18 protein-coding genes and 1 riboswitch are annotated in these 20,733 nt (G+C 40.0%); of the genes, 8 read left to right on the top strand and 10 right to left on the bottom strand.

The window, feature by feature from the left end; all coding sequences use genetic code 11:
• Window positions 1-20 precede the first annotated feature (20 nt).
• Window positions 21-1,427 (bottom strand): glutamate--ammonia ligase, encoded by a 1,407-nt coding sequence (glnA, locus tag I6E70_RS16655; RefSeq protein ID WP_010554792.1) that lies wholly within the window; start codon window positions 1,425-1,427, stop codon window positions 21-23.
• Window positions 1,428-1,934: 507 nt separating this feature from the next.
• Between glnA and typA the strand changes: the two genes are divergently transcribed.
• Together typA and I6E70_RS16645 are read left to right on the top strand one after the other, a co-directional pair.
• Window positions 1,935-3,758: a translational GTPase TypA gene (gene typA, locus I6E70_RS16650; RefSeq protein ID WP_197189229.1), complete on the top strand. Its 1,824-nt coding sequence runs from the start codon at window positions 1,935-1,937 to the stop codon at window positions 3,756-3,758.
• Window positions 3,759-4,065: 307 nt separating this feature from the next.
• Entirely contained in the window at window positions 4,066-4,854 is a 789-nt protein-coding gene (locus I6E70_RS16645; protein WP_197189228.1) for a hypothetical protein, read from the top strand.
• Window positions 4,855-5,117: 263 nt separating this feature from the next.
• Here the strand turns inward: I6E70_RS16645 and I6E70_RS16640 are convergent, their stop codons facing one another.
• The 3 genes from I6E70_RS16640 to I6E70_RS16630 form a co-directional block, all read right to left on the bottom strand.
• A complete protein-coding gene (locus I6E70_RS16640; protein ID WP_197189227.1) occupies window positions 5,118-5,846 on the bottom strand; it encodes a CBM9 family sugar-binding protein in 729 nt (242 codons plus the stop codon).
• Between the two features lie 67 nt (window positions 5,847-5,913).
• Window positions 5,914-6,993 (bottom strand): MBL fold metallo-hydrolase, encoded by a 1,080-nt coding sequence (locus I6E70_RS16635; protein WP_197189226.1) that lies wholly within the window; start codon window positions 6,991-6,993, stop codon window positions 5,914-5,916.
• 74 nt (window positions 6,994-7,067) lie between these two features.
• Window positions 7,068-7,724, bottom strand: a complete 657-nt coding sequence (locus I6E70_RS16630) for a DUF2959 domain-containing protein (protein ID WP_010554796.1) — start codon at window positions 7,722-7,724, stop codon at window positions 7,068-7,070.
• Window positions 7,725-7,811: 87 nt separating this feature from the next.
• Here I6E70_RS16630 and I6E70_RS16625 point away from each other — a divergent pair, with 87 nt between their 5' ends.
• Window positions 7,812-8,717 carry a virulence factor BrkB family protein gene (locus I6E70_RS16625; protein ID WP_007582159.1) on the top strand — a complete coding sequence of 302 codons (906 nt, stop codon included), beginning with the start codon at window positions 7,812-7,814 and terminating at the stop codon, window positions 8,715-8,717.
• The gene (gene dtd, locus I6E70_RS16620) at window positions 8,718-9,155 is read left to right on the top strand and encodes a D-aminoacyl-tRNA deacylase (RefSeq protein WP_007582156.1); all 438 of its coding nucleotides are present in this window, start codon (window positions 8,718-8,720) and stop codon (window positions 9,153-9,155) included.
• Here dtd and I6E70_RS16615 read toward each other — a convergent pair.
• Window positions 9,144-9,857, bottom strand: coding sequence for a spermidine synthase (locus I6E70_RS16615; RefSeq protein ID WP_007376217.1), 714 nt, complete (start codon window positions 9,855-9,857; stop codon window positions 9,144-9,146). The genes dtd and I6E70_RS16615 overlap by 12 nt on opposite strands.
• A 248-nt stretch (window positions 9,858-10,105) precedes the next feature.
• Between I6E70_RS16615 and I6E70_RS16610 the strand changes: the two genes are divergently transcribed.
• The gene (locus tag I6E70_RS16610; protein ID WP_197189225.1) at window positions 10,106-10,999 is read left to right on the top strand and encodes a bifunctional GNAT family N-acetyltransferase/hotdog fold thioesterase; all 894 of its coding nucleotides are present in this window, start codon (window positions 10,106-10,108) and stop codon (window positions 10,997-10,999) included.
• 72 nt (window positions 11,000-11,071) lie between these two features.
• On the opposite strand, the gene I6E70_RS16605 is transcribed toward I6E70_RS16610, so the two are convergent.
• From I6E70_RS16605 to dapA, 5 genes are all read right to left on the bottom strand, one after another.
• On the bottom strand, window positions 11,072-12,106 hold the full coding sequence (locus I6E70_RS16605; RefSeq protein ID WP_002958796.1) for a phospholipase A: 1,035 nt from the start codon (window positions 12,104-12,106) through the stop codon (window positions 11,072-11,074).
• A gap of 381 nt (window positions 12,107-12,487) precedes the next feature.
• Window positions 12,488-13,609: a succinylglutamate desuccinylase/aspartoacylase family protein gene (locus tag I6E70_RS16600; RefSeq protein ID WP_197189224.1), complete on the bottom strand. Its 1,122-nt coding sequence runs from the start codon at window positions 13,607-13,609 to the stop codon at window positions 12,488-12,490.
• A gap of 5 nt (window positions 13,610-13,614) precedes the next feature.
• Window positions 13,615-14,820 (bottom strand): PLP-dependent decarboxylase, encoded by a 1,206-nt coding sequence (locus I6E70_RS16595; RefSeq protein ID WP_197189223.1) that lies wholly within the window; start codon window positions 14,818-14,820, stop codon window positions 13,615-13,617.
• Window positions 14,820-15,560 (bottom strand): 2,3,4,5-tetrahydropyridine-2,6-dicarboxylate N-succinyltransferase, encoded by a 741-nt coding sequence (locus I6E70_RS16590; protein WP_007376223.1) that lies wholly within the window; start codon window positions 15,558-15,560, stop codon window positions 14,820-14,822. Before I6E70_RS16590 ends, I6E70_RS16595 begins: the two co-directional genes overlap by 1 nt.
• A gap of 15 nt (window positions 15,561-15,575) precedes the next feature.
• Window positions 15,576-16,460: a 4-hydroxy-tetrahydrodipicolinate synthase gene (gene dapA, locus I6E70_RS16585; protein ID WP_197189222.1), complete on the bottom strand. Its 885-nt coding sequence runs from the start codon at window positions 16,458-16,460 to the stop codon at window positions 15,576-15,578.
• A gap of 190 nt (window positions 16,461-16,650) precedes the next feature.
• Window positions 16,651-16,851, bottom strand: a riboswitch (Lysine riboswitch).
• 192 nt (window positions 16,852-17,043) lie between these two features.
• Between dapA and I6E70_RS16580 the strand changes: the two genes are divergently transcribed.
• From I6E70_RS16580 to I6E70_RS16570, 3 genes are all read left to right on the top strand, one after another.
• Complete coding sequence (locus tag I6E70_RS16580; RefSeq protein WP_024589543.1) at window positions 17,044-17,739, top strand: DNA-3-methyladenine glycosylase I; 696 nt, start codon at window positions 17,044-17,046, stop codon at window positions 17,737-17,739.
• A gap of 11 nt (window positions 17,740-17,750) precedes the next feature.
• Complete coding sequence (locus tag I6E70_RS16575) at window positions 17,751-19,160, top strand: protein adenylyltransferase SelO (protein ID WP_197189221.1); 1,410 nt, start codon at window positions 17,751-17,753, stop codon at window positions 19,158-19,160.
• A 396-nt stretch (window positions 19,161-19,556) separates the two neighbouring features.
• The gene (locus I6E70_RS16570; RefSeq protein WP_024597215.1) at window positions 19,557-20,612 is read left to right on the top strand and encodes an OmpA family protein; all 1,056 of its coding nucleotides are present in this window, start codon (window positions 19,557-19,559) and stop codon (window positions 20,610-20,612) included.
• The last annotated feature ends 121 nt before the right edge of the window (window positions 20,613-20,733 follow it).

Genomic DNA, 20,733 nt, shown 5'->3' with positions numbered 1-20,733 from the left:
ACATATTTTTTACAGCTTAATTAACAGCTGTAGTACATTTCAAACTCAACTGGGTGAGTTGTCATGTTAAGTTTTTCAACTTCTTTAGACTTAAGTTCGATGTAAGCATCGATTAAGTCATCAGTGAATACACCACCTTGAGTTAAGAATTCACGGTCTGCGCTAAGTGCAGATAGTGCTTCGTCAAGTGATGCTGCAACAGTTGGAATTTCTGCTGCTTCTTCAGCTGGTAAGTCGTATAAATCTTTATCCATAGCATCGCCAGGGTGGATCTTGTTTTTGATACCATCAAGGCCAGCCATAAGCATTGCTGAGAAAGCAAGGTATGGGTTAGCAGTTGGATCCGGGAAGCGTACTTCAATACGACGACCTTTTTCAGATGGAACCACTGGGATACGGATTGATGCAGAACGGTTACGTGCAGAGTATGCAAGCATAACTGGTGCTTCAAAACCTGGTACTAAACGTTTGTACGAGTTAGTAGACGCATTTGCAAAAGCGTTAATTGCTTTAGCATGCTTGATGATGCCGCCAATGTAGTAAAGTGCATCTTCAGAAAGACCGCCGTACTTATCACCAGCAAAAAGGTTTACACCATCTTTAGCAAGTGACTGGTGACAATGCATACCAGAACCGTTATCACCAACAACTGGCTTAGGCATAAACGTTGCTGTTTTACCGTATAAGTGAGCCATGTTATGGATAACATATTTCATTTCTTGAATTTCATCAGCTTTTAATACCATTGTATTAAAGCGAGTAGCGATTTCGTTTTGACCTGCTGTTGCTACTTCGTGGTGATGTGCTTCTACTACTTGGCCCATTTCTTCTAGAACTAGACACGTAGCTGAACGCCAATCTTGGAAGTCATCAACTGGAGCAACTGGGAAGTAACCGCCTTTAACACCTGGACGGTGACCAGTGTTGCCATCTGCATATTCTTTATCTGAGTTCCAAGCAGCTTGCTTAGAATCAATTTTGTACATAGAACCAGACATATCTGATTTGTATTTAACATCGTCAAATACGAAAAATTCTGGCTCAGGGCCAAATAAAACAGTGTCTGCAATGCCTGTAGAACGCATGTAATCTTCAGCACGCTTAGCAACAGAACGCGGGTCGCGCTCATAGCCTTGTAGTGTAGAAGGCTCTACTACGTCACAACGTAAAATTAATGTCGCTTCTTCAGTGAAAGGGTCTAGTTTGATTGACTCAGGAACTGGCATTAATACCATGTCTGATTCGTTTATGCCTTTCCAGCCTGCAATTGAAGAACCGTCGAACATTTTACCGTCTTCGAAAAAATCTTCATCAACTTGGTGATGAGGAATCGATACATGTTGCTCTTTACCCTTAGTGTCAGTAAAGCGTAAATCAATGAACTTGACGTCATTTTCTTTAATAAAATCTAAAACCGATTGTGACATGTGTCCTCCAACTATTGGGTTTTGTTATTGCTGCATAATTGCTTTGGTATTTACTAAGCTGATTTTGTGCCATTATTGTAACTGGCTGTTTATAAATTAAAAAAATATCATTGCATCAAAATGGAATATATAAACGCACCATATTGGTGCGTAAATATTCCATTTTAGTGCAAAATTTACAGAGCGTAATTTGTTGTTAATTTAATCAGCTGAAATTAGCATAACCTAAATGCAAAAGAGTAACAAAAAGATCGGAAAAATAGTCAAAAAGACTGTTTTTCAAAAAAATATTGAAATTTAATTCATATAATTGTCATATATAAAACAGATACTTAGTAAAAGTATTGAGAAAGTTTTAAAATATGTATTGGATAAACTTTCATCCATGTCATTAATGAGGGATAATATGCGCCCTTTTAAATCCTATGCTGGGACATCTCGCGAAAGCGTGGATGAGTGCGTAGATCTTGCAGGATCATTGAGAATTTAATTTCTCTGAGTAAATATATGAGCATCGAAAAGTTAAGAAATATAGCGATTATCGCGCACGTTGACCACGGTAAAACAACTCTGGTTGACAAACTACTTGAGCAATCAGGTACATTAGAAACACGCGGCGGTAACGAAGAGCGCGTGATGGACTCAAACGACATTGAGAAAGAACGTGGTATTACCATTTTGGCTAAAAACACAGCCATCTCTTGGAACGACTACCATATCAATATCGTAGATACTCCGGGACACGCCGATTTCGGTGGTGAAGTTGAACGCGTACTTTCGATGGCTGACTCAGTATTATTACTTGTTGATGCTCAAGAAGGTCCAATGCCACAAACGCGTTTCGTTACGCAAAAGGCATTCGCGCAAGGCTTAAAGCCAATCGTAGTTATCAATAAAATTGATAAGCCAGGTTCACGTCCTGATTGGGTTATGGATCAAATCTTTGATTTATTCGACAACCTTGGCGCAACTGACGAACAGTTAGACTTTAAAGTAATCTACGCTTCAGCTATCAACGGCTGGGCAACACTAGATTTAGACGAGCCATCAGACAACATGGAACCTATGTTCAAGATGATCGTTGACGAAGTATCACCACCGGATGCAGATCCTGAAGGTGACTTCCAAATGCAAATTTCTCAACTAGATTACAACTCTTATGTTGGTGTAGTTGGTATTGGTCGTATTAAACGTGGTTCTGTTGCTCCTAACCAACAAGTTACTATTATCAGTGCTGATGGCACTACACGTAATGGTAAAATTGGCGCAGTACAAAGCTACCTAGGTCTTGAACGTATCGAAACTGATAGAGCTTACGCTGGTAACATCGTAACTGTAACAGGTATTGGTGAGCTTAAGATTTCTGATACAGTTTGTTTCCCAGGAAACGTTGAAGCATTACCACCACTAAGTGTTGATGAGCCAACTGTAACAATGACATTCTCTGTAAATAACTCACCTTTCTGTGGTAAAGAAGGTAAGTTTGTAACGTCACGTAATATCCGTGAACGTTTAGACAAAGAATTAGTACACAACGTAGCACTTCGCGTTGAAGATACTGGTAGCCCAGATAGCTTCCGTGTTTCTGGTCGTGGTGAATTACACCTAGGTATCTTAATCGAGAACATGCGTCGTGAAGGTTACGAGCTTTCAGTTTCTCGTCCAGAAGTTATCTTACGTACTGTAGATGGCGTTCTAGAAGAACCGTTTGAAACAGTGACTATTGACTGTCAAGACGAGCACCAAGGTTCTGTTATGGAACAAGTTGGCCTACGTAAAGGTGAACTTACTAACATGACTCCAGATGGCAAAGGCCGTATGCGTTTAGATTTCATGATCCCTAGCCGTGGTTTAATTGGTTTCCAAACTGATTTCATGACGCTTACTTCGGGTTCTGGTCTTATGTACCATACGTTCGATCATTACGGTCCTCACAAAGGTGGCGACATCGGTGTTCGTAAGAACGGCGTAATGATTGCAAACGCAACGGGTAAAGCACTTACTAACGCATTATTCAACTTACAAGAACGCGGCCGTTTATTCATCGGTCACGGTGTTGAAGTATACGAAGGTATGGTTATCGGTATTCATAACCGTGATAACGACCTTACAGTTAACGCCCTTAAAGGCAAGCAGTTAACTAACGTACGTGCATCTGGTACTGATGAAGCGCAAACGCTTTCTCCACACCTTAACTACTCACTTGAGCAAGCGCTTGAGTTCATCGATGATGACGAGCTAGTTGAAGTAACTCCACTAAACATTCGTATTCGTAAGCGTTACCTTACAGAAAACGAACGTAAACGTGCGGGTCGTGCACCTAAGTCATAATCTATTAATTTAGAATAATGATTTTAAAAGCCGCTGTATTGCAAAATATAGCGGCTTTTTTGCGCTTGAGGGCTAATGTAATATAACGGGTCAAGCGTGAAGAAGTTTTTACTACCGAGTTCATCGAGGCGCTGCTATGTATATATGTCGACTTATAAATATGTATTGTTATTGGGTAATAGTGCTGGTAAGTTTTTTGTATTAATAAAAGTTGTTACATATTAACAAGAATTTTGTTAGTGGAAGCACTGCATATTTTCATCTGTATTCTTTATTGTACGTAGCTATAAGCTAAGGGAGAGATCAATTGAAATCAAATATAGATTTAATGAAAGAAGAACTAAAAGAACTAATACAGCAAGGCAAGCATTTATATTTAGCTATGATTGATAATGTTCAAGGATTACCTGAAGATTTTAAGAAAAAACTTGAAGACGATGGGGTAAAACTACCTAATTTTAATTCGTGTTATGACTCGTGGTATTCCGAGGCTTTAGTCATTATTAAGCAAATGTTACCAGATCGAGTTGATGACTTTATTAAACAATATAAACAGGAAAAACGTAAAGAAATAAGTTTTTTAACTTATAGCATCTCTGATTATATTCTCGGTCTTAGAACAACACAGGGTTATGAACAAAAAGTTATAGCCGACCAATCTGCGGCTTTAAGTAAAATGGAAGTGCAGACTACAATTCTTTCCGCGGTTAGTAAACGATTTGAAAGTAAGCTCTTTGATATTCAGGAAGTATTACAGTCTGATATATTTGATAGCGAACTTGATGCCGCAAGGGAATTATCAAAAAAAGGCTTTATTCGAGGTGCAGGTGCAATTGCAGGGGTCGTTCTTGAAAAACACTTAGGCCACGTTTGTAAAATCCATAGTTTAAAATCTAGAAAAAAACATCCCTCTATTTCGGACTTTTATCAATTATTAAAAGAAAATGAGATTATTGATACTCCTAAATGGAGGTTTATTCAACATCTTGGTGATTTAAGAAACCTATGTGACCACCCAAAAGATAGGGAACCTACGCAAGTTGATGTGCTGGAATTGGTAGAAGGGGTAGAAAAAATAATTAAAACCGTATTCTAAGCGATGTATAACATCAATTAGCTAAGCTATCGTTGCTATAAATTTTTCTTGCTTCCTCTAAAAGCGCAGCGCCTCTTAACCTCTTTGTGAATAATTTACTTAAAGATCTTTTGCACAAGGAGAAGGGAATGAGAAGAGAAAGAGAGAGCTGAAACAGCTGATAATGCGAAGTATCAGTGTTTTTTGGTGGGCTTTTTTCGTTGGGTTTAGCTTCGCTCAACCCAACCTACTTAATTATTTTGTTGGTGGTAGTTGGTAGCTACTTACTTTTTAGGGAGTAGGGTTATTTTGCCAAAGACGTCGGCATCTATAAAGCCACGATTTCTGTCGCCATTTACTGGTTGTACTTCGTGTGAGCCCATAAAATGCTCGCGCACGTCGCTGCCATCGTTATCACAATACGCTAACATAAAGCCTATTACTTGTTTTTCGCTAAGTGTAAGTGGGGTGTTATTAGCTCCTTCTTTATAATCGTTAGGGTAGAGTTTTATTGCTACTTCCCAGGTAATGTTAAAAGGTGCGGTGGTATTGCGCTTCCAGTTACTAACTAGGTGGTCGGTATACAAATGGGCTTTTTTATCAGGTCCGTAATCGGCGGCTTGGTTATCAAGGCCAATATGGTATGCCAAAGCGGTGTGATTAAATTGATGATTACCACCTGATGCATCGCTATCAATAAATACTTCAAGCGCATCGTCATCCCAATATTTATACGTTGGATCGGCGTGTGTATCTATTAAAACATCATCCACAATATCGGCTTGTAGGTATAAGTAGTTTTGATCCCACAGTAAGCGATAACGCCCTTTAAAGTCGGCATCGTTTGATGGCAGTGTGCCATCCATTAAATAAGGCATATCGTGCCAAGCGGCTTTATCCCACGCACTTTCTGATAGGCCATCAATAGTAATTGGAGTTGATGTATGTTCAACATCAATGGCCATTGCAGGCGTGCTTAATAAAAAGCTTAAGGCGAGTGCTAATTTTTTCATTAATTTCTCAATTTTATTGTGGATTTGTCTTAATGTAATAACAATCTTAAAACAGCTAAGTAAATAGTTACAGTGAAATACTTTCGCCTTCGTTTAAAATATACAGCGGTGTTTTAGCATCCATTTTTTTAACCATGTGTAATAAACGTAGCAAAGCAGAGTGGCTAGTATGGTCGCCCATTTTCCAACTTGAGTTACCATACCCCCACGGTATCATTACTTTGCAGTTAAGTTCTTGTGCTGCGTTGAGCGCGTCTTCTGGTGTGGTGTGAACGTAGCGATAAAATTTACCACTTTCTTTACTGTAGTAAGATGCGATTGGTATTAAGCACACATCTATATCGCCATATTTTTGCTGTATGTCTTTAAAGTGTTTTGAGTAGCCCGTATCGCCTGCAAAAAATAAGGTACTGCCGTTTTGTTCAAGCAGCCAGCCATTCCATAAGTCTTTATTGTTATCTTCGTAAATAAAGGGCACCAATACACGAGCGCTAAAATGATGAGCTGGCACGGCATTAATAACTAAGTCGTCAATGTTGGTTGTTGAGTACCATGGCATTTCGCTAATATTAAAACCGCCGGTGGGGAAGTTGTCGGCCATACCGAGTGGTGTTAAATAGCGAGGTTTATTGCCAATGCTTTGTATGTCGGCCTTATTAAAGTGATCGTAATGAATATGCGAATACATTACAGCATCAATATTTTCCAGTTCTTGCTCACTAGGCCAAGCGCCGGCTTTACGATAAATACCACCGCCGAGTTTAAAGCCAAGTGCGACTGGAGAATCAAACTGATTTTTTACCGGATCAAACAGCACACTTTGACCATTTGGGGTGTTAATTACAAAACTAGCGTGGCCAAGCCAGCGTACGGTATAACCGGTGCTAAGTTGTGGTTTAGTTTGCTGGCCTTGGTACTGGCAGTTTTCGCTGCCGGTTTTGCATAGTAAGTCTGGGTCGGCTGGGTAGCAGTTTTCAGTACAGGTAGTGGGATATGTTTTTTCACCTGTGTATAAATTTTTATAACGACCGTTCTTATCATTAATAACAACAACTGAGTCAGGGCTGGTAATACGATTAATATTATTAGGGGCACCGCAGGCCGTTAATATACATAAGAGCGTTGTTGCGATTAAAAAGCGTTTCATTGTAAATCCCTTTTAGCATTCCCTTTAACATAAAAAAGCCTGCAATTAAGCAGGCTTGTTAAAGTAACAAATAATTAGCCAGCGCTATTCATTTGTTCAATAAATTTGTTTGAATCGGCAATCGATTTGTTCATGTCGTTCATCAACAATTGAATATCGCGCTTAAGGTTAGTGAATTCACCTTTAATAGCCGATACCGCTTGTGCATTTAAGTTATGCTTTAGGTATAAAACGTTATCATGAAGCGAGGTTAATACTGGCTCCATTTTACTCTCTGCGCTGCGCATTGAGCGTAATAGCTGATCAAATTGACGCTTAGTCGCGGCTAGCTTTTTGCTGCTTTCACGCTTAAGTGATGCGCTTTTGTATTGCTCTAGCTCATCGCCCCACTCATCAAATAGCGCTTCTGCCACGTCTTCTACTTTATTGATGTTAGTTGACACTTCGTTAGCGGCATTTAAGCTCGACTCGTAATCATCGTTTAGTTGATTGTAAGTGTCTTGTAGTTCGCCACCATTAAAATCGATTAGAGTAGTTAAGCGCTCTAGTGCCGATTTAAATTCTTCTTGTGACTCTTGTTGCGAGTCTTTGGTTTCTTCTACGCGGTCAATTAGAATATCGCGTTTGTGAACACCCACTTTTTCCATCGCAGAATAATAAGCTGATTGGCAGCCAGTTAAAGTAAGTGTTACTACAAGCATTGAAACACTGAGTAATGTTTGTTTTTTCATTTGAATTCCTGTTTACGAGCGTTAGTGCTGTAAATTATGGCGCTGATTGTTATTATAATCAAAACTATATAAGCACAAGTCAATTGTATGAATGATAAGCTCTCACATTACAAACAGCAAGTTAAGTCCTTTATACGCCAGCAACCTGGTTGGTGGATGCAGTATTTTAATCGGTGTATAGACGATCAAATAACGGTTAATGCAGGTTACCTTGCTTACGTAACCCTTCTGTCGTTAGTGCCATTAATTGCAGTGGGTGTTGCTATATTTTCAGCTTTTCCGGGCTTTGAATCTACTCGTATGGAAATTGAGAGCTTTTTGTTTACCAACTTTGTCCCTACCTCTACCGATGTTATTAGAGAGCACATTAGCTCCTTTGCGGGCAATGCCAACCAAATGACGGCGGTAGGTATTGGCTTTTTAGCTGCAATTGCATTGCTGTTAATACGTAATGTAGATGCCACATTGAACCGAATTTGGCGAATTAAGAAAAAGCGCCCAATGATGATCTCATTTGCTGTGTATTGGATGGTTTTGAGCTTAGGGCCTATGTTGCTCGGTGCCAGTATTGGTGTTACCTCTTATATTGTATCTTTGGTGTCGTTTGCTGATCAGGGAATTCCGGGGTTTAGCGGGTTTTTGTTAAAGCTATTGCCGTATGGGATTTCGATGGTGGGCTTTATTATGCTCTACACCTTAGTGCCTAATACGCGCGTGTCGTTTAGAGCGGCAATACCTGGCGCTTTTTTTGCGGCACTTTTGTTTGAGTTAACTAAAAAAGGGTTTGCTCTTTATATTAGCCATTTTCCGTCGTACGAAGTTATTTATGGCGCAGTAGCAACCATTCCTATTTTATTTGTATGGGTGTATTTGTCGTGGGTCGTTGTTTTGCTTGGCGCTGAATTTACTGCGTGCATTAGCCCAAATGATATTCCAGAAACACCAGAGCTTGAACTAGAAGATGATGAACCAGCAGTAAAGGACACAGTTTAAATGCAAGGTTTAATACAACGTGTAAAGCATGCCAAAGTAGAAATTAACAACCACGTGGTAGGCGAAATTAGCCAAGGTATATTGTTGTTGCTGGGCGTTGAAAAACACGACGACAAACAAACGGCCGATAAGCTTTTACACAAGGTAAGTAATTATCGTATTTTTACTGACGAAAACGACAAAATGAACTTAAGCCTTAAAGATATTAAAGGTGAGTTACTTGTTGTTTCGCAATTTACGCTAGCGGCTGATACTAAAAAGGGTATGCGCCCTAGTTTTTCATCTGCGGCAACGCCAAGCCAAGCTAACGAGCTTTACGAATACTTTGTAGCTCAAGCTAAAGAGTTGGGGCTTACAATAGCCACAGGTGAGTTTGGTGCCGATATGCAAGTAAGCTTGTGTAACGATGGGCCCGTTACGTTTAACTTATCTGTTTAAGTTTTTGGTTACCACGACAATATGATTTACATAGCCCGTAATTTTTTGCGGGCTAACATTACAACCAAATACATCGAGTAATAGCTGCTGAAGTTGCTTTAATTGCGACTCATGCTGCGATAAAAAGTTAATAAATAGCACGCCGTTGTTATTTAAAGCCGAGTAGATTTTTTTATAAAATGCCTCTTCAAATAAAAATCGAGGCGCGTCTATTTGGCTAAATAAATCTAGAATAATCCAATCAATATTTTGCACACTTTCTAAAATCTGTTGCGCATCGGCGCACAGCAGTTGCTCATTCTTATTTGACGAAAAAAACTGGGTATAGCAATCAATAATATCGGCGTTTTTTTCAACCGATGTTATTTGTGCTTTAGGGTATTTGTGTTGTAAATAGTTACGAATTGCACCGCCGCCAAGGCCGAGTTCTAACACTTTTTGTGGCGCGCTAAGAGCTTGCCAGTGCTTATCTAGGTACAATAAGTGTGGAAAAAGTAATAAATCCGGGTTATTTAAATCAATAACAGATTGAAGAGTGTCGTTAATAAGTAACCAGCGTAACTGCTCGTGCTCACGTACTTGAATGTGATCGCCACTGCATTTATGCCAATAGATTAACTGACCAATGCTGTGGCTATTTTCAATAAATTGATCGCTCAGCAAACCCGTCAGTGAATTTATATAATTGATTTTTTCAGTCATATTCTCAGCATAAACTAGCAACGTTAAAGCGCAATGGCCTTTGTCATTATTTTTTTACGTTATTTTACAGCCATCACCAAAGTCGTATTTGCAGTTTTTTTAAGATGGAGTATGGTATTTGCCATAATAATGCTAATCAATTTAATTATTTTATTTTTTTAGCTTGGTAGATAACCAATACTATTAGTATAGCGCCGTAGCCTTTTTTTTGACTTTTATTTACGGCTTATATAACAACAGGAGTATGTATGTTTCAGGTAAGCATCCCACAAAGTAGCGAAGATTGGCAAGCGTATTACCAATTGCGTTGGCAGGTATTACGCGCGCCTTGGGGCGAGCCTCGAGGCTCTGAACAAGACGATATGGAACAAGACTCTGAGCACCGCTTTATAAAAAATAAAGAAGGCGAAGTGCTAGGTGTAGCACGTTTGCACTTTAACAGTCATGAGCAAGCACAAGTGCGCTACATGGCAGTTGCAGAGGGGAACCGTAATCAGCATATTGGTAGTCGTTTGCTTCATGAGCTTGAAAAAATAGCATGGACACAAAATGCCGATGAACTGGTTTTGTTTGCACGCGAACGAGCGCTTGAGTTTTATAAACGCCACGGTTACGAATTAAAAGAAAAAGCGCACTTAGCGTATGGCGATGTGCAACATTTTAAAATGGTAAAGCAAAAACCGTGTGAGCCAGGCTGGTTCCGCCATCCTAATTGGACGCAAGTGCTACAAAATACGTGGCGTGAGTCTATTCCAATTAGTGATGCGATGGGGATTAAGGTAGAAAGCTATACCGATTGGCAATTTACAACCAGCGCCGACCTAGACGCTAACTTAAACCTACATAACACCATGTTTGCAGGTTCTATTTATAGCTTGGCCACGCTAACAGGTTGGGGTGCTACGTACTTAGCACTTAAAGAAGCTGGGCTTGAAGGTAATATTGTATTAGCCGATGCTAACATTAAGTACTTAAAACCGCTTACTACTGACCCACGTGGGTGTGTTGATATACAAATCTGTAAGGGTAAGTTAAGCGATTTAGAAACCGACGGTAAAGCAAGTTACGTAGTGCCTGTAACTATTTACGATGGTGATAACGTGGTTGCAGAATTTGAAGGGCAGTTTGTAGTAAAAAAATAACTGTTTAGCTGTTCAAAACACAAAAAAGCCAAGCGATGCTTGGCTTTTTTGTGCGTAAAACTTAGGGAAGTATCACAGCAGATCGGTTAATAATATACCTACACCAATACGTTCTACATCCGCATTGTAATCAATTAAGCTTTCGCCATAACCGTTAAAGTATTGTGCATAACCACGAACGCGGCCCCATAAAGGAAACGACCAGTCGAGTTGAATTGCACCACGATTATCTGAATTTAAATTGTTACGTGTCATAAAGCTAAATTCATGGTCATGAAAACGATACGCGCCGCTAAATTCAAAGTAACCCATGTATTTGTATATGTCTGGGTTGTCGTCGCCATTGGCTTCTAAAATATCTTCTTTTTCGTCCTCAGCTATTCGGTACCAAGGTTTAAAGCTAAAAACAAAGCCTCTGTTTTCCCAGATAAAATCTGCATAAATACGGTTCCACGAACGTGAGTTTGGTTGGCTTCGACCATTTGACTGATGCGAAATACCTAAAGCAATTGCCATTTCGTCGCCCCATAATACGTTTTCTGGGTCGAGGTAATTTATCCAAAATATCTCTGGTTCGTAGTTGGTCTCACGAAATGGAGAAGAAATTTCTGAGTTATAAATCTGCCAATATGATTGCAGTGTAAAGCCAAAAAATATGGCTTGGTCTTTATCCGAAAAATCATCGTAAAGAGGCACTTTTATCGATAGCTGGTATTTTGCTTCTAAGTTGTCGAGCGGTTCACCGTCGTTGTCGTCGGTTAGTGCATCAAAGCCATCAAAAGGGCGATCGTTTGGGTGTGATACGTACGAAAGAGGCAAAATGTAGTTACGTTTATGTGGCGTAATTACATTTCTATTTTTTTTACCTACTTCTTCACGAGCTTGGCGTTTATCAAGCGCGGTAAGTTGTTTGTTTTCTTCAAGAGCTGAACACTTTTTACGAAGATCGTCTAATGTTTGTTTACCATCCCCGCCAATTACTTCATTTAAAATACACTGCTTTACAAGTTCGATGTCGTTGTCTTGCTCATTTGTAGCAACTTCTTCTTGTGCGAAGGTAGCTGTACTTATTAAGGCAGAAAGTGTGATCCAGTGGCGCCAGCTCATTGTAATTCCTTGTGGGTTCGGGTTGTGTTGTATGCGTTAATTTAATTATAACGTCTTTTTACATATGTAACGGTGAACTTTTACTGAATTTGTATTTATAACGAGAACACTACGTATACAAAGTAAATATAGATCAGAAAAAAAAGCGGCCTAGGCCGCTTTTTTAATGCACATTAACTATTTTAGTTAATTTATACCAACTTTATTAAAAACATGATCATTCTAGCGTATTAAATAACTCACTAACTACGTTAAAAATTATTTATATAGAACAACTATGTACCATAATTTTAGCCTTGTTATTAAGCTATTTCCTTATCGCTATAATAGATCACTAATTTAATGCAATTGGTATTACTCTCACGCAATGAGAAGGGTGAGCTAAAGCTCAAATATGTTAGTAAAAAACTTATAAAGTTCGGTGCCTTGGTTAACACTCGCCGAGGCAAAGTGCAAAATGGCAATTGCATCGCAATCGAGAGTAAGTGTTTGCAGTGGTTGCTCGCTTAAGTAGCGCTCCATGCGTAAAATATTAGCAATAGGCTCACCGGCTTTAATGTGCCCACCAAGTGGGGCTAAGTATTCAACCATGCCGCCAATAGGGGCGTAATAAGCAAAGTAGTCATCTAAATTACATGCATAGCGAGTCATATTGGCTGGCGTATGCGGTGCGTTTTGTAATACGCCTTTGTGATTTAAGTAACTTAAAATGCTGTTAGCATCGTTTAGTGCTTCTTTTAAGTCTATTTTTTCTTGGCTGCCTAGCTCTACTGTAAATGCTTCTACAGGTATTGATAATTCGCGGCCTTGCTCGCTAAGTGCATCACTCAAATGCCACCATGGGCAAAAGTTAGCTTCATCCATAGCGCCGTCAAAATCACTAGGAATAAGCAATACATGTTCAATATTAAAGTAACGCGCGCTGTCGGTTGCATAGGTTGGGCAGTACAAATGCTTGCTTGAAATAGGACCTGTGTGTAAATCGAGTACTATATCAGCCTGATGAGCGAGCTTTTGTAAGTTAAGTGCAATGCGTTTACCCGTATTAAGTAAATAAGCCGGGCCGTTAAGTTTGCTGTCTACCTCGTCAATAAGTGCCTGTTTGAAGTTACTTTTTAATGTAGCGTCGTCATACTGGGTATGATTTTTTGCAAACTGTGCCACTAAATTTCTATTGTAGTGGTACATGCGGTTCCAATTAGTGCCTGTAATTGGATCGAACCTGCCAAGGGTAAACTCGCCAGATTTTTGATTACAACCAATTGGGTTAGCATAAGGCACTAATGTAATATCGCCATTAAGATTAAGGTGTTTTAATTGCTCAAGTAGCTGAAAAATAACTGCGTTACCTTGCACTTCAGCGCCATGCATATTGGCCTGAACATAAACACTAGGCCCTGTGCCATCGCCTTTTAAACGATACACCGGAATTGTAAGCGGTAAGCCGTTTGCAACTTCCCCTACTACAATGTTCTCTTGGCTGATGTGTGTTGTATTACTCATGCTTATTACCTTAAGTAGTGGCTGGCATTTTCGGCTTGGCGAACACAGGTAAGTTCACCGTTTTGCAATGTGTACTCGGCGGCGAGCTCGTGGCATAAAAAATACGGCATACTTTCGGTAAAGCCGTAAGCACCGCATTGGCTAAACACTAGCCAGTCGTGCTCATTTAAATCGCTTGGCAGGTTATGCTCACCCAAGCAATCAAGCGCTGTACAAAGTGGGCCGTATAAAGTGACCGCTTGAGTTTTAGCACTGGATTCACGCAGTAACGCAGCAGGAAAATCTTGGCTGGTAACAGCAGGGCGTAATAAGTGATTTATACCGCCGCTTAAAATGACTTGTTGTTGATTATAGTTTTGTTTGCGCTCTATTACTGGGTTTGCGTAATGACCACATTCGCCAACGGCATAACGACCAAGTTCCATCCATAATTCTTCTACGCCAGCATCATTTTTAATTTTAGCGAGCGCAGCTATTAAGTCATCCCAATCAAGCGTTGCTTCATTTTGTGTATAAGGAATACCTAAACCGCCACCTAAATCGAGAATTTTAAGGCTAATATTTAAATCGCTGGCAAGTTGGCTAAGTGGTGCAATCATTTGTGACCACAATTCGCTTAGCTTTTGCGTGCTAAGCATGTTGCCCCACTGAAAAATATGTAAGCCGTCAAACTTAAGTGCAGGGTAGTCGGCTACATTGAGCGCTTGCCACTCATCACAACCCAAACCAAACGGCGTAAGGCTGTCGCCGCCCAGTGGATTTTTTTCACCTTCAGGCCAGCGTAATTGCACTCGCAGTAACACTTGCAACTGCGTATTTTGTAGTTGCGCTTGTTGGTTTAACCAACGTACTTGATTGAGGCTTTCGGCTACGAATATACGTACTCCGCGCTCAATAAAGTGTTTAATTTGTTTAGGGCTTTTTGCAGGCCCTGTGTTGAGCACGCGCTGTGAGCTAATACCTTGTGCTAGCACTTGCTCAAGCTCACCTTTACTTGCTACGTCAAAATTAAAACCAGCGTTGTCTAAGCTTTGAATAATTTTAGACAGTGGATTTGCTTTTACCGCGTACCACAGTTTTACATCGGTTTGCGCAACTAAACGTGCAAGATGCGCGTTTAGTTGATCTAGGTCGTAAACAAAAAAAGGTGTATCAAGTTGTTGTGTAATTGTATTTACAGCGGTTTTGATAGGCGTGCTCAAAAAGCTCATTATCGTAAAACCTCTTCAAGCAATAACGATGCATCGCTTTTCTCGTCGCGGTATTTAACAATTAACGCACACGACATGCTTAAGCCTTGCTCGCGCGCCCACTCGTTTGACGCAGGGCGAGAGCCTGGTATTACAATCGCGTATTCTGGGATTGGCTCGCCTTTATCTAGTTGGCGCTCGTTTACGCAGTCGTATACCGGAATAGTCGCCGATAAACGCACGCCTGGGGCAAGTACTGCACCTTTTTTAATGACTACACCTTCAACAATAATACAGCCAGCGCCAATAAAGGCGTCGTCTTCTACAACTACTGGGCTTGCACCAATTGGCTCAAGTACACCACCAAGCTGCACTGCAGCACTTAAATGTACGTTTTTACCTACTTGTGCACACGAGCCAACTAATGCGTGGCTATCTACCATTGTGCCTTCGTCGATGTATGCACCAATGTTTACATACGCTGGTGGCATAATAATCGTGCCTTTAGCAACATAAGCACCACGGCGAACACTAGAGCCACCCGGCACCATACGTACGCCATCGTCAGTACTAAATTCTTGCGGAGCTAAGTTATGTTTATCAACAAAACCACCTGCAAACTCAGTATTAGTGCCATTTTTGAAGGCATCCAAAATGCCTTGTTTTACTTCTACGTTAGCTTGCCATTGGCCGCTTTCGTTTTGTGATGCTGCGCGTACTGCGCCCGATTCTAAATTATTTAATAGTTCTAACCAGCTCATTATAAAAACCTGTATTTAATGCCAAGATAAAATGGTGTTGTTTGCAGTTGTGATGCAATCGGTTTGAGTTAACTCAAGGTGTGTTAAAGGTGGACGAAGTTGCGGGCTGCTTAAGCGACCTTGCAAATGCATCAATACCTTTACGGGAATAGGGTTTGCAACAGCAAATAGGCTATTAATAGCGCTTGACCACTGGGCAAATAAATTAGGGTGTTGACCACTTAAGCTGCGTTTAACAAACTCGTGAGTTTGTGCGGGCCATGCATTTGCAGCTACCGACACCAAACCTTTTGCGCCAGCTTGAGCAAAATAAGGCATTAGCGCATCGTCGCCACTAAAAATAGCTAAATTAGGCGCAGCTTGGCGATAAGCTTCAAACTGAGCAATGCTGCCGCTCGCTTCTTTTAACGCCCAAAAATTTTTATTATTTTGTAAGTTTTGAATTGTTGCCGTTGGGATGCTAACAGCACTTCGACCCGGTACGTTATAAAGCATACACGGGTGAACACTTGCATTAAGTAGGCTTTCAAACCAATGAGTTTGACCTATAGCGCCAGGCTTTGCATAAAGCGGTGAGCCAAGTAAAAAGCTATGAATTGGGAGTGTATTACAGTAGTTAACCCACTCAACTTGTTGCTTTAAGTTACTACCGCCCACAGCAACCATGAGTGGTACTGCTGGTTTTAGCTGGCATACGTGTTCAACAATGGCTTGTTGCTCTTTTAGCGTTAGTGCTAAACCTTCGCCCGTACTGCCAAGTAGTAAAATACCGTTATGTGCCGCTTCTTGATCGCTAACCAGTTTAGTTAACGTGTTGTAGTCAACATCGCCGTGTTGATCAAATGGCGTTACGAGCGCGGTCCACAATGAGTAGTCATTTAAATTGAAGTTATTGATCATCTCTCACGAACTTATAATTTGTACCAACGCTATTAAAAACGTGATCATTTTAGCGATAACTAATTTAATGCAGTTGGTATTATTCGAAGAGTTAAAAAGCTTTATGGAAGGAGCCGCATTAACGTCGTTCGAACTAATAATTCGAAGAGCGAATGGGCTTAAAATAATAGGGCGCACGGCCTTAATATTTAAGACCAGAAGCTCTCCACCAAACTAATAAGCTGCTTGTTACAAGCAGCTATTGGTGACAGTCGCTAGGGTTCAACCTAGTCGCCCGAAATAAACACCTCGCAAAAGTGATTACTTCTCGGCGTTAATTCCCCTCACGTATGCTCACTGGAGTTTGCGCTCCTAACATACGCTACCTGAATAACGCACCTCTTCTAGCCCTTTGCACCTGTTTGTAGAGTAAAAACTTACAAACCGGAGCAATTTAAATAGGGTAATTACGGCGATTAAAGCATTTTAGCCGTCTAGGTGTCAAGCGACTAAATGCATATTCATTCATCCATAATGGGAGTGGTTACGTATTGGGTGCTTTTCTCGTACACTAGCAATATAAGTAGTGAGGTATTTAATTAGTATGGAAAAATTTAGCGATATTTATAAGCGAGCGGTAGAGCGAAAAGGCTCCGAAAAAATGCTTAAGTTATTACTTGCAAAACCGCTATCTAAAAAACAACTAAGCACGTTAAGTGACGACGATTGGCTTGAGGAATTTACTCGAAAAGTATTTCAAAGCGGCTTTTATTGGTCAGTCATTAATAATAAGTGGCCAGGCTTTAGAGAGGTTTTTTGGGATTTTAGCGTTGATAAGTTATTAATGATGCCACCTGATATGCTGGAACAAAAAGCAACGGATGAGCGAATCGTTCGTAACTATAAAAAAGTAAAAACAATTACCGAAAATGCTTACATGATCCACGAAATAGCAGGAGAACATGGCAGTTTTAGCCAGTTTGTCGCTAATTGGCCAGCAGACGATATTATTGGTTTATGGGCGTATTTAAAAAAACATGGTTCGCGTTTAGGCGGAAATACAGGACCTTATGCGCTACGAGCACTTGGTAAAGATACTTTTTTACTATCACGCGATGTAGAGAATTACTTACGTGCTCATAAAATTATAGACGGCGGCTTACAAACTAAAAAATCACTGAGTGCTGCCCAAGCTTTTTTTAATGAAATGCAAAAGCAAAGCGGCTTAAGTATGCAAGAGTTAAGTTTAATTGTTGCTTATGGCGTTGGTGACAACCGTGTTGGTATAAGTCAGCAATAATAGGAATTACCATGAAATTAGTGCCAAGATACACAGACATTACGGAAAACTTTGCGATAGAAGATTTCCCTGCAAGTGTTGCCTCTCCTCAGGTATTGCTGTGGAATGAGAGCTTAGCAAAAGAGTTTAATATTAACGTTGCAGCTGATTTGCGTGCTAGCACTTTTAGCGGTAACGAGAAACAGGCGATTCCGGCAGTAGCACTTGGTTACTCTGGGCACCAATTTGGGCATTTTTCACCACGTTTAGGCGATGGGCGAGCGCATTTATTGGGCGCTATTAATGATGATAAAAACCAGTTGTGGGATATTCAATTAAAAGGCTCTGGTGCTACTCCTTACTCAAGAGGGGGGGATGGGCGTTGTGCTCTTGGTCCTGCTATTCGTGAATACGTAATGAGCGAGGCAATGCATGCACTAGGCATTAAAACCACACGCTGCTTAGCGGTTGTTGGTAGTGGCGAAACGGTTTATCGTAATCCGCCACAAGCAGGTGCTATAGTTACTCGTTTAGCAACGAGCCATATTCGTGTTGGCTCGTTTCAATATTTAGCGACGCAAGGCGATGTTGAAGGACTTAAAAATTTAGCCGATTTAGCTATAGAGCGACACTACCCAGAAATAACGGATACAGGATCGCAGCGTTATTTAGCATTTTTAGGCGCTGTGATTAAAAACCAAGTTAAGCTAGTTGTGAGCTGGATGCGTGTTGGCTTTATTCATGGAGTAATGAATACCGATAATACGCTAGTAAACGGAGAAACCATTGATTACGGCCCGTGTGCCATGATGAATAGCTTTGACTTTGATACCGTATTTAGCTCTATCGACAAACAAGGTCGGTATGCATTTGGTAATCAACCTAATATAGCTAACTGGAACTGTGCTCGCTTAGCTGAGAGTTTAATACCACTTATTAGCGATGATGACGAGCAAGCGGTTTCATTAATGACGCCATTTATTAATAGCTTTGCAGATCAGTTTAATACTGAGTTTACGGCTATGTGGGCACAAAAACTGGGTTTAAATGAATCTTTCAATAGTAGTGGCGAGTTAATCGCAGAGTTGTTAACACTATTAAAAGATAACCAGCTCGATTACACCAATACTTTTGATGCGCTTACTGAATCCTTAAAAGAAGAAGTAGTAATACCAGAGTCGCTAATTGAATGGAGAGCTAAGTGGGTAAGCTTAACCGACGATAATAGTTATGAAGTAATGAGAACTGCAAATCCTCGTGTAATACCGCGTAATCATGTGATCGAAGAAATAATTGCACAATATAACGCTACTGGGTCTAGTGAGTTGCTACAGCGCTTTATAAAAATAGCCAGTAACCCGTATTCTGACAGTGAAAAATTATCAGAATTTCAAGCTACGCCGATAAATGAGAATGATTACCAGACTTTTTGTGGTACTTAACTCTTAACTTTAAATATAACCACATGATTAAAAAGAGTCATTTTTTAATCAAACATGCGCATATATCTAGGGGAATGTTAATTCTGGTGGTATTATGCGCCGAATTAAAGCCAAGCAATGTTTCTTTGCATTTACATTTATAAGTGCATTTAATTTAATTGCTCTTACATTCCTTGCTAAGTACTAATTTACAAAAAACTACTATATTTATTTTTCAATAAAGTTTTAATTTCGCCTATAGTAAGTGGATGTGTGTTGTGACTGGGCATAGAAAAAAGTTATAAACTTTATTTTTCGTTAAGTATTGATTAACAAAGGCTCAGTTAGTCTATATAAAACTGATTGAGCTAGTATCGATTAGCTACAATTTAAAATTGTTCAAATGGGAAGAAAACAATGAAATTAAAATCACTTACAATTGCAATCGCGTTGGCTGCAACTAGCGCATCTACATTCGCTGCTGATAAAGAAGAAGGTTTCTACATTGGCGCATTTGGCGACTACTATGACGCATCTTGGAAAAACATGCGTGCTCAAGCTGGTCTTGACGTAAATGAATCAACTGGCTGGGGTGTTGAAGCCGGTTACCGTTTCAGTGATTACTGGAGCGCACGTCTTGAATATGCAGATATGGACTTTAATGCTTTTGATAAAGTTGCTGGCAACCGCAACAGTATTGATGGCGAGCGTTACGGTATTGATGCTCTTTACCATTTAAATGGTGGTCCTTTCTACGGTCTTTTCGGTATTAAAGAAATGGACGTAGTAGATGACAACACATTCTTAAATGCAGGTGTTGGTTACCAACATTTCATTACAGATGGCTTATTTGTAAATGCTGAAACAGCTGTATACCAAGGTCTTGACCGTGGCTACACAGATGTAGGCGCTAAAATTGGTATTAACTACTTATTCGGCCAAAATTCAGCTCCTGTAGAGCCAGTTAAACCAGCTCCAGAAATTGTTGAAGTAGCTGTAGCTCCTACAGATAGCGACAACGACAACATTGCTGATGCAGATGATAAGTGTGCTAACACACCTATGACTGATGCAGTTGATGGCACTGGTTGTACTTTATATGAAGATAAAGAAGTAACTGTAAGCTTATTAGTGACTTTCCCTAACAATGCTTCAGCAGTATCTACTCAGTACTTAAACGATATTGAAAAAGTATCTGCATTCTTAAAAGAGTACCCAGATACAACAGTACTTTTAGAAGGTCACACTTCTTCTGTAGGTAAAGCAACTTACAACAAATGGTTATCTAAAAAACGTGCTGATGCAGTAGCTAAGCAATTAGTTTCTGATGGCATTGCTAAAGACCGTATTACTACAGTTGGTTTAGGTGAAGAGCGTCTTAAAAATGATGCAAACACTAAAGCTGCAAACGCAGAAAACCGCCGTGTAGAAGCGCATATCAAAACTATCAAAAACGTTAAAGTTTTACGTTAATTAAATAGTTTGTAATAAAAACCCAGCCAAGTGCTGGGTTTTTTTATGTCTGTAATAAATTAATATTGGTTAATGGTAATGATTCTTACTTAACAAGTATTCATGAAAATAGTTTTTACTA

The organism is Pseudoalteromonas sp. NGC95 (assembly GCF_015864705.1).
Taxonomy (GTDB): Bacteria; Pseudomonadota; Gammaproteobacteria; order Enterobacterales; family Alteromonadaceae; genus Pseudoalteromonas; species Pseudoalteromonas arctica.
The sequence above is the reverse complement of the archived record's forward strand: the minus strand, read 5'-3'. Positions and strand labels throughout refer to the sequence as shown.

Excerpts from the sequence above, each read along its gene's own strand:
- dtd (WP_007582156.1), top strand. The coding sequence starts at position 8,718 with ATGCAAGGTTTAATACAACGTGTAAAGCATGCCAAAGTAGAAATTAAC.
- I6E70_RS16570 (WP_024597215.1), top strand. The coding sequence starts at position 19,557 with ATGAAATTAAAATCACTTACAATTGCAATCGCGTTGGCTGCAACTAGC.
- I6E70_RS16625 (WP_007582159.1), top strand. The coding sequence starts at position 7,812 with ATGAATGATAAGCTCTCACATTACAAACAGCAAGTTAAGTCCTTTATA.
- I6E70_RS16615 (WP_007376217.1), bottom strand. The coding sequence starts at position 9,857 with ATGACTGAAAAAATCAATTATATAAATTCACTGACGGGTTTGCTGAGC.
- typA (WP_197189229.1), top strand. The coding sequence starts at position 1,935 with ATGAGCATCGAAAAGTTAAGAAATATAGCGATTATCGCGCACGTTGAC.
- I6E70_RS16635 (WP_197189226.1), bottom strand. The coding sequence starts at position 6,993 with ATGAAACGCTTTTTAATCGCAACAACGCTCTTATGTATATTAACGGCC.
- I6E70_RS16575 (WP_197189221.1), top strand. The coding sequence starts at position 17,751 with ATGAAATTAGTGCCAAGATACACAGACATTACGGAAAACTTTGCGATA.
- I6E70_RS16600 (WP_197189224.1), bottom strand. The coding sequence starts at position 13,609 with ATGAGTAATACAACACACATCAGCCAAGAGAACATTGTAGTAGGGGAA.
- dapA (WP_197189222.1), bottom strand. The coding sequence starts at position 16,460 with ATGATCAATAACTTCAATTTAAATGACTACTCATTGTGGACCGCGCTC.
- I6E70_RS16595 (WP_197189223.1), bottom strand. The coding sequence starts at position 14,820 with ATGAGCTTTTTGAGCACGCCTATCAAAACCGCTGTAAATACAATTACA.
- I6E70_RS16580 (WP_024589543.1), top strand. The coding sequence starts at position 17,044 with ATGGAAAAATTTAGCGATATTTATAAGCGAGCGGTAGAGCGAAAAGGC.
- glnA (WP_010554792.1), bottom strand. The coding sequence starts at position 1,427 with ATGTCACAATCGGTTTTAGATTTTATTAAAGAAAATGACGTCAAGTTC.
- I6E70_RS16610 (WP_197189225.1), top strand. The coding sequence starts at position 10,106 with ATGTTTCAGGTAAGCATCCCACAAAGTAGCGAAGATTGGCAAGCGTAT.
- I6E70_RS16605 (WP_002958796.1), bottom strand. The coding sequence starts at position 12,106 with ATGAGCTGGCGCCACTGGATCACACTTTCTGCCTTAATAAGTACAGCT.
- I6E70_RS16590 (WP_007376223.1), bottom strand. The coding sequence starts at position 15,560 with ATGAGCTGGTTAGAACTATTAAATAATTTAGAATCGGGCGCAGTACGC.
- I6E70_RS16640 (WP_197189227.1), bottom strand. The coding sequence starts at position 5,846 with ATGAAAAAATTAGCACTCGCCTTAAGCTTTTTATTAAGCACGCCTGCA.
- I6E70_RS16630 (WP_010554796.1), bottom strand. The coding sequence starts at position 7,724 with ATGAAAAAACAAACATTACTCAGTGTTTCAATGCTTGTAGTAACACTT.